The organism is Pseudomonas fluorescens (assembly GCF_041354075.1).
GTDB lineage: Bacteria > Pseudomonadota > Gammaproteobacteria > Pseudomonadales > Pseudomonadaceae > Aquipseudomonas > Aquipseudomonas fluorescens_CE.
The window spans coordinates 79,445-87,341 of record NZ_JARZGC010000023.1 but is presented as its reverse complement, the minus strand read 5'-3'; the positions used below and the strand labels follow the sequence as shown (position 1 = coordinate 87,341).

Annotated in this window: 5 protein-coding genes; all 5 read right to left on the bottom strand. The window is 62.3% G+C overall.

The window, feature by feature from the left end:
* Nucleotides 1-81: 81 nt before the first annotated feature.
* The 5 genes from QIW53_RS23250 to QIW53_RS23230 all read right to left on the bottom strand — a co-directional run bounded on the left by QIW53_RS23250 (nt 82) and on the right by QIW53_RS23230 (nt 7,883).
* Complete coding sequence (locus QIW53_RS23250) at nt 82-813, bottom strand: OmpA family protein (RefSeq protein ID WP_371051917.1); 732 nt, start codon at nt 811-813, stop codon at nt 82-84.
* 95 nt (nt 814-908) lie between these two features.
* A complete protein-coding gene (locus QIW53_RS23245) occupies nt 909-1,550 on the bottom strand; it encodes an MBL fold metallo-hydrolase (protein WP_371051916.1) in 642 nt (213 codons plus the stop codon).
* 87 nt (nt 1,551-1,637) lie between these two features.
* Nucleotides 1,638-4,370, bottom strand: coding sequence for a LuxR C-terminal-related transcriptional regulator (locus QIW53_RS23240; RefSeq protein ID WP_371051915.1), 2,733 nt, complete (start codon nt 4,368-4,370; stop codon nt 1,638-1,640).
* Between the two features lie 173 nt (nt 4,371-4,543).
* Nucleotides 4,544-5,908 (bottom strand): DUF1329 domain-containing protein, encoded by a 1,365-nt coding sequence (locus tag QIW53_RS23235; protein WP_371051914.1) that lies wholly within the window; start codon nt 5,906-5,908, stop codon nt 4,544-4,546.
* A 28-nt stretch (nt 5,909-5,936) separates the two neighbouring features.
* Nucleotides 5,937-7,883, bottom strand: coding sequence for a DUF1302 domain-containing protein (locus tag QIW53_RS23230; RefSeq protein ID WP_371051913.1), 1,947 nt, complete (start codon nt 7,881-7,883; stop codon nt 5,937-5,939).
* Between the last annotated feature and the right edge of the window lie 14 nt (nt 7,884-7,897).

Sequence of the window (7,897 nt, the reverse complement as noted above, 5' to 3'; positions counted from 1 at the left end):
GGCGGTGTGTCAGGCAACATTTTCATAGCCTGACACACCGCCTTCGCGAGCAAGCCCGCTCCCACAATTCATTCGGCGGTGTTACGGATATTGCTGCACCGTCCCCGGTTGCTGCTGACCACCATACTGCTGACCCGGAATCGCCTTGAGGTTGACCTCGACACGGCGGTTCTGTGCGCGGCCGTTGACGTCGGCGTTGCTCGCCACCGGATTGTCCGGGCCGGCGCCACGGGCGCTCAGGTTGGCACCGCTCACCCCTTGCGAGGTCAGGTAGGTGGCAACGCTCTGCGCACGACGCTGGGACAGGTCCATGTTGTGCTGACGGCTGCCGGTGCTGTCGGTGTAGCCAACGATTTCGATCTGGTTCTGGTTGAATTCCTTCAGCGAGCCGGCCAGGTTGTTCAGCGGCTGGTAGAAGCTGGGAGCGATGTTCGCCGAGTCGGTAGCAAACGTGATGTTGCCCGGCATGATCAGCTTGATCTGGTCGCCCTGACGCTGCACCTCGACGCCGGTATTGGCCATGCTGGCGCGCAGTTTTTTCTCCTGCTGGTCGGCGTAGTAACCATAGCCGGCAGCGGAAGCGCCCACCACGGCGGCACCGATCAGCGCGCCCTTGCCACGGTTGTTGTGGTCGATGGCAGCACCTGCGAGTGCACCGGCCAATGCGCCCAGGCCACCGTATTTCGCGGTTTTGCTCATGCCTTGCGAGCCGCCGTCAGCCTGCCCCTGATTGTCGTAAGGGTTAGGCGAGGCGCAGCCAGACAGCAAGGCCACAGCAGTAGCGACGATAATCAAACGCTGTTTGGTGAACATGAAAAGCTCCTACTCTTGGCATTCTGTGGTGCAACGGACATCGGCCTTTGCGCGCTTTGGATCATTTCAGACGCCGAAAATTCCGTAGCCGTCGTTCAAGCGCGCACAAAAGGGTTGTCGCGCATTTCATCGCCCAGGCGCGTGTCCGGACCGTGGCCGGTCACCACCGTCGCGTCCTCGTCCAGGGTGTACAAACGCTGCTTGATCGAACGCACGATGGTCGCCTGATCACCGCCCCACAAGTCCGTGCGCCCCACGCCACGGCGGAACAGTGTGTCGCCGGCAATCAGCAGCTTGGCGTCCGAGAACCAGAAACTCATGGAGCCCGGCGTATGGCCCGGGGTGTGCAGCGCCACGCCGCAGCCGCAGGCCAGCTCCTCATCATCGGCCAGCCAGCGATCGGGCGAAGGCACGGGCGTATAGGGCACGCCGAACATCTGGCATTGCATCTCCAGGTTGTCCCAGAGGAACTGGTCCTCCTTGTGCAGGTGCAGGGTCGCGCCGGTCTTTTCCTTCAACTGCCCGGAGGCCAGGAAGTGATCTAGGTGCGCGTGGGTGTGGATGATGCTGACCACCTTCAGGCCCAGCGCATCGAGCCGGGCGAGGATCAGCTCATGATTGCCTCCCGGATCGACGACGACGGCCTTTTTCGTCACCAGATCGCCGATGATCGTGCAGTTGCACTGCAAGGGGCCGACGGGGAAGGTTTCGCGGATCAGGGTAGGTTTCTGCGACATCGGGAGGCTGCTCGATAAACGGGGACAAGGGATTTTCGCATAGATTGGCGAGCTGTCCTTGAACGCAAGGTGAACCGACTGACGATCTCAGCCCAACACACCCAGCGCTTTCGCCCGCGCCACCGCCTGGGTACGTCGCTCGACCCCGAGCTTGCTGTTGATGTGGCTGGCGTGGGTCTTCACCGTGTGCAGGGAAATGAACAGCTGCTCGCTGATTTCCTGGTTCGAGCAGCCTTGGGCAATGAGTTTGAGCACCGCCAGCTCGCGGGAGCTGAGTTGTTCACAAGCGGGCTCAAGGGCGACCCGCGCGGCGACGACGGGCAGCCGCTCCGACAGGCTCTGCGCAATTGGCGCGCTCGCCGCGTGCTGCAGTTGTTCACGCAGCCAGTCGGGGTGCTTTTTCAACAAGTTGTCGAAGGGCTGCAGGGTGCCGCCGCTCGCCGTGTCCAGCGCCTGGGCGAGCATGGGCCGTGCCTGCGGTTCACGGCCGGTATCCAGCAGCAACTCGACGTTTTGCGTCAGGGCCATGGTGCTGAGCAGTTGATGACCGGTCTGCAAACCGCGCTCGAGCAACGCCTTCAAACGCCCCTCGGCGAGCATCGGCTGGCCCTGGATGGCCTCCAGCAAGGCTTGCTGCAATTCGATGTGCAGCGGCAGTTGTGGATGAAACTCCGGTGGCGCGGCCGGTTGCTCGCCGTTGTAAGTCTGCCCCAGGCGCGCCAGCCAGGCTTCCGCCAGGTCGGTGCGGCCCTGGGCCAGCCAGAGTTCGCATTTGACCAGGGTAATCATCGCCAGGTAATAGATCGGCGGCACGTCCCAGATGTGCATCAACCGTTCCGCTTCGGCGAGCTCGGCGAAGGCCCTGGCGAATTCGCCGCTGTTGCCTTCGAGCCTGGCGATCACGCAATGGCCTATCAATACGCTGATGTCGCGACAGGCCCGGGCTTCGCTCAAACCCGCCTGCAGGCGCTGGCGTGCGGCTTGGGGTTGCAGGCGCAGCGCCAGCAGAAACCCTTCGTACAGCGTCAATCGCGCGCGCACCGCATACAGTCGCTGCGGTGACAGCCCCTGCAGCCGTTGCAGGCCCTGACGGACTTCATCCAGCGAACGCAGGATTTCCCCACGCGCCTGCAAGACGCGGGCGCGGTCGTAATGGGCCAGGGCTTCGAACAGCGGGTTGCCGACCCGTTGCGCCAGCTCCAGCGACTCGCGGTTCAGACCACGTGCGCGCCACAGGTCGCTGTCGGCAATCGCCAGGTTGGACAGGGTCGACAGGCACATCAGACGCTGGCCGTAACGCTTGGCCGGGAGGCTCTCCAGGGCTTCGGTGCAATAAAGCAGCGTCAACGCCCGGTTGCCACGCCCCCGGGCAATGATACCGCTCAGGGCCAGCCATTGAGCCAGCATGGATTTCTGCGCAGTGGCCGATGGCGCCGGGAGGAAACGGCTCAGGTGACTGGCCAGCTCCTCGGCCGCATCCAGCTGACAGGCCAGCCCCAGCGCCCAGCTGTAGAGCACGATCAAGCGCGGCGTGCTGATCAGCAGGCTGTCGGGCAAGTCCATTTTCCAGCGCAGCAACATGCCGACGTTCTGTTCGGCCAGCAGTTGTTCTTCGGACAGGTTCTGCACCAGGTTGGCCGCAACATCCAGATGCCCGGCGCGCAAGGCCTGTTCGACCGCTTCGTCGAGCAGCCCCTGGGCGTTGAACCAGCGACAGGCGCGCAGGTGCAGACTGGCAGCCGGCACCATCGCCTGGCGGGTCGGACGGGTGCGCAGCAGATCGGAAAACAGGTGATGATATCGGTACCAGTGGCCATGCTCGTCCAACGGCACCAGAAACACCTGGTGCGCCAGCAGAAACCGCAGGATCTCGGCGCTGTCGTGGGCTTCGCGGATGGCGTCGCACAGCTCGCTGCAAAAACGCTCCTGGGGCGCCGTGTCATAGAGGAATGCCTGCACGTCGGCGGGCAGGCAGTCGATGACCTCTTCCAGCAGGTAATCGCGAATCAGCCCTTCCCCGCCGTTCAACGATTGGGGCAGCGCACCTTCGGCGCCGGCCTCGGACGCCGCCAGCAACCAGAAGCGCAGGCCGGCCACCCAGCCTTCGCTGCGCTGGATCAGGTTCTCTAACGCCTCGCCACGCAGGGAGGTGCTGTGCCGGTCGAGCAGGGTCGAGGCTTCCTCATGGGTCAGGCGCAAATCCTGTTCATGCAACTCGAGCAACTGACGGGACAACCGCAATCGCGCCAGATGCCAGTCGGGACGCTGACGGCTGGTGACCATTACCAGCAGGCCGTCCGGGAGATGATTGAGGAAAAATTGCAGGCAGCGATCGAGCACCGGCCCCTGGGCCAGATGGTAATCGTCGAGGACCAGCAGCAGAGGTGCCGTCGGCAACAGATGCACGGCCAGCTCGTCGAGCAGACCATCGAGCCATTCCTCGAACGCAAACGGTTGATGCCGCTGGCGCATTTTCAACAGGCCGAGGGACTGACGACCCAGTTGTGGAAAAAAGTCCTGGAGGCCTTCGAGCAACCGCTCCAGAAACCGGCCCGGGTCGTTGTCCCTCGGGCTCAGCCCCAGCCACAGGCTTTGCCAGTGATCGGGCAAGCCCTGGCAGAACTCCACGGCCAGCGAACTCTTGCCAAACCCCGCCGGTGCACTGACCAGCAACAGCCTGCCACCGAGCCCGGCGCTTAAACGCTCGCATAAACGCGGCCGCAGGACGTGTCCGTCGGGCAACGGCGGGCGAAAAAAACGCCCGTCCAATGTCGCGACGGTAACGCTGGCAGGGCCCGGGATGGGGGACAGATCAGTCATGGCCGGCTCTTGTTTGAATTGCGGGTGGCGGCGTTGCAGATTTTTGCAGACTAGCGGTAAACGGCGAGGTATTGAAGGTTATTGCTACAAATGGCTACAAAAAGACACGAGCAAAAAAAACGCCCCGAACCAGTCGGGGCGTTTTTTCGAGGATGCGGCCTCTTCAGTTGCGGTTAGCGAACACCATCCTGACGCAGTGCTGCCGGGGTGAAGTCGCTGGTGGTGGCGGTGAAGCCGAAGTCATACGCCTGCTTCTCTTCGTTCTTCATGCCCAGTGCCAGGTAACGGCCCGATTGCAGGTCGTACAGGGTTTCCAGGGCATACCAGGGTACTTGCTTGTCGTAGTAGTTCTCGGCGTGCGCTTCAGCCACGCGCCACAGTTGACCACGACCGTCGTAGTGGTCGATCACCGCCGCCTGCCAGGTGTCTTCGTCGATGTAGAAGTCACGTTTGGCGTAGATGTGACGCTGGCCATCCTTCAAGGTGGCGACCACATGCCAGACCCGGCGCAGCTCGTAACGAGCCAGGTCCTGGTTGATATGACCGGCCTTGATGATGTCTGAGTACTTCAGCTTCGGATCGTCGAGCTTGTAGCTGTCGGACGCGATGTACATCTCTTTCTTGCCTTCGAGCTTCCAGTCGTAACGATCCGGTGCGCCGTTGTACATGTCCAGGTTGTCGGAGGTACGCAGGCCATCGGCTGCGGTACCCGGCCCGTCATAGGACACTTGCGGCGCCCGACGCACACGACGCTGACCGGCGTTGTAGACCCAGGCTGCGCGAGGTTCTTTCACCTGGTCGAGGGTTTCGTGCACCAGCAGCACGCCACCGGCCAGACGCGATGGCGCGGTCACTTTCTGCTTGAAGTAGAACAGGATGTTGCCCGGGTTCGCCGGATCGTAATCCTTCATCTTGTCGCGGAACACGAACTGGTCCTGGAAGTACACCAGGCTGTACGAGCCGTTCGGTTGCGGCGTGGCCTGGGTCACCAGACGGGTCACGCTGCCACCGCGATAACGGGTGATGTGGTTCCAGATCACCTCGACGCCGCTTTTTGGAATCGGGAACGGTACGGCAGTTTCGAAGTTTTCCAGACCGTTGCCACCGCCGACCAGCGTGGTGTTGGTGGCGTTTTTCTTGATGGCGGCAAACACCTCATCGGGCACGGTGGCACCGCGATGGGACGTGTAGACCGGCATCTTGAAGGTTTCCGGGTAGCGCTTGAACATCGCGTATTGGCCCGGTGCGAGCTTGTCCTTGTACTGGTCGACGTTCTGCGCAGTGATGGTGAACAGCGGTTGTTCACTGGCGTACGGGTTCGACAGGAAGCCTTTGCTGTCGACGGTGCCGGCGTTTTTCGCCATCGGTTTCCAGGCCGGGATCGAACCGTCGGCATTGCCCGCCATCTCGGCGCCCATCGGCGTCAGGCTTTTGCCCAGCTTGTCCGCTTCGGCGGCGGGAACCGCAGCCATCACGCTGGTGGCCAGCAGCGTCAGCCCCAGAACACCAACGTGGAACAGACTCTTTGTTGTTTTCATAAGTGTGTTCGTCCTGAAAATGCAGTGCTTAGAAGTTCACGCCGAAGCTGAGCGCAACGAAGTCGCGATCGTCCACGGTGGTGTACTTGCCGTCGAAGAAGTTGGTGTAGGCCAGCGACGCGGTGTAGGTGTTCTGGTACTCGGCATCCAGACCCAGGCTGACCGCCTTGCGACCTTCCTCGAAGTTGCCGCCAGGACCCGGCGAGTAACCGTCGACGTCATGGGACCAGGCGATGTTCGGCTTGAAGTTCACACCGGCGAACACGTCGTTGTATTCCCAGATGGCGCGAGCGCGGTAGCCCCAGGAATCGGTCGTGGTAAAGCCATCGTTTTCGCAGTAGCGGCTGACGTTGTTTAGCGCTCCGCCCGCCAGGGTATTGGCGTTCAACGCCTGGCACTGACCACCAGGCAGCGGGCCGGGGCCGTAGCTCGGATCACGACCGTAACGTGCCTTGGAGGTGCTTTCCAGGCCACCCACGTGCGTCCAGCCGACCTCACCCACCAGGGTCAGACGCTCGGCGCCCATCACCTGATCGAAGAAGTGGGTGAAGGTGGTCTGCAGTTGCGACACTTCCTTGCGGCGATAGCCGTGTTGATCCTGCCCTGGCTGACCTTGCAGCACGGACACCCGTGGATCCAGCGGCGTCAGGCCGGAATACAGAATGTCGGTGGTGTTGAGCTGCACCGGTGCATTCGGACGGTAGCTGAACTCACCGCTCCACGCGGTACCGGTAGGCAACGTGGTGGAGAAGCTCAGGCCATACAGGCGAATGTCCTCAGGGTACTCGACGAAGTAGCCGGAGTTGCCCGCCACTTGCAACGGCAGCAGCTGTGCAGCCAGCCCTGTCGGACCGCCCACGATAGCGCCTGGAATACCTGCACCGATCAGCGCGCCACCCAGCGCCGTGGCGCTGTACGCGCTCAGCGGAGCCCCTTTGCCGCTGAAGATCGGCGCACGGCTGTGGTAGTTCATGAAGTAGGCACCGAATTCGGTGTCCAGCGGTTCGAACATGTACTTGAAGGACACGCCGAACTGGCCACTGTCGCGGGCATCGCGGTCCGGGCCGCGGCGAACGATGGCGCCTTCGTCCGGGTCGCCCCATCTCACGCCACGGGCCGCCAGGGTATTGATGGCGGCGTTACGCAGCCCGGCAGGCAGGCCGGCAGCGGCCAGCGAGCTGTTGAGACCGTTGCGGGTGCGCAGCACGGCCAGGTTGTTGTCGCAGCCGTCGGCAATCACGTCCGGTTGCGAGAAGAACGTGCCGCAGTTGTCGGCGACGGTCTGGTCCCACTCGATCTGATAGAACGCTTCGGTCGACAGGTTTTCGGTCAGGCTCTGGGACACATAGAACATGTTGACCGGGATCAGGCCTTCCTTGATCTCGGCACCCGGACGACGGAACGCGGACACGTCGATCGGGTTGATGGAGTTGATACCGCCACCGATGAAGGTACTTTCACCCCAGCTGACCACTTGCTTGCCCAGACGCACGGAACCCGGCTGATCGGCAATCGCGTAGTTGTGGTAGACGAAGGCGTCGAGGATCTGGCCGCCGGCGGACTTGGCGCCTTCCTTGCGGTTGCTGTCGCTGATGTCCTTGAACGGACGGCTTTCGTCCTTGAGTTCGAAGTCATACCAGTATTTGCCACGGACGAAGATGCCGGTGTCGCCGTATTTCAACTCAAGGTCATGGATACCCTTGAAGATCTTCGAGAAGGTGTCCCCACTCTTGAAGTTCAGGTGGCCGTCATCGGAGGTCTGGGACAGGCCGCGACCGCCGTTGTTGACGCCGATGAGGTTCTTGTTGGCGCTCTCCGTCGACCAACTGGCCCCGATCGACAGGGACGAGTCGAACTGACCTTCGATTTCACCAATGTTGAAAGTAACGCCGAATGCGGGCCCGGCGAGCGTGGAGGCAAGACTGACAGCCAGAGGCAGTTTCGCCCGGCGCCAGAACTGGTTTGCTGATGTCATCGACGCTACTCCAT

Coding starts and splice junctions, on each gene's coding strand:
- QIW53_RS23230 (WP_371051913.1), bottom strand. CDS start 7,883: ATGACATCAGCAAACCAGTTCTGGCGCCGGGCGAAACTGCCTCTGGCT.
- QIW53_RS23235 (WP_371051914.1), bottom strand. CDS start 5,908: ATGAAAACAACAAAGAGTCTGTTCCACGTTGGTGTTCTGGGGCTGACG.
- QIW53_RS23250 (WP_371051917.1), bottom strand. CDS start 813: ATGTTCACCAAACAGCGTTTGATTATCGTCGCTACTGCTGTGGCCTTG.
- QIW53_RS23240 (WP_371051915.1), bottom strand. CDS start 4,370: ATGACTGATCTGTCCCCCATCCCGGGCCCTGCCAGCGTTACCGTCGCG.
- QIW53_RS23245 (WP_371051916.1), bottom strand. CDS start 1,550: ATGTCGCAGAAACCTACCCTGATCCGCGAAACCTTCCCCGTCGGCCCC.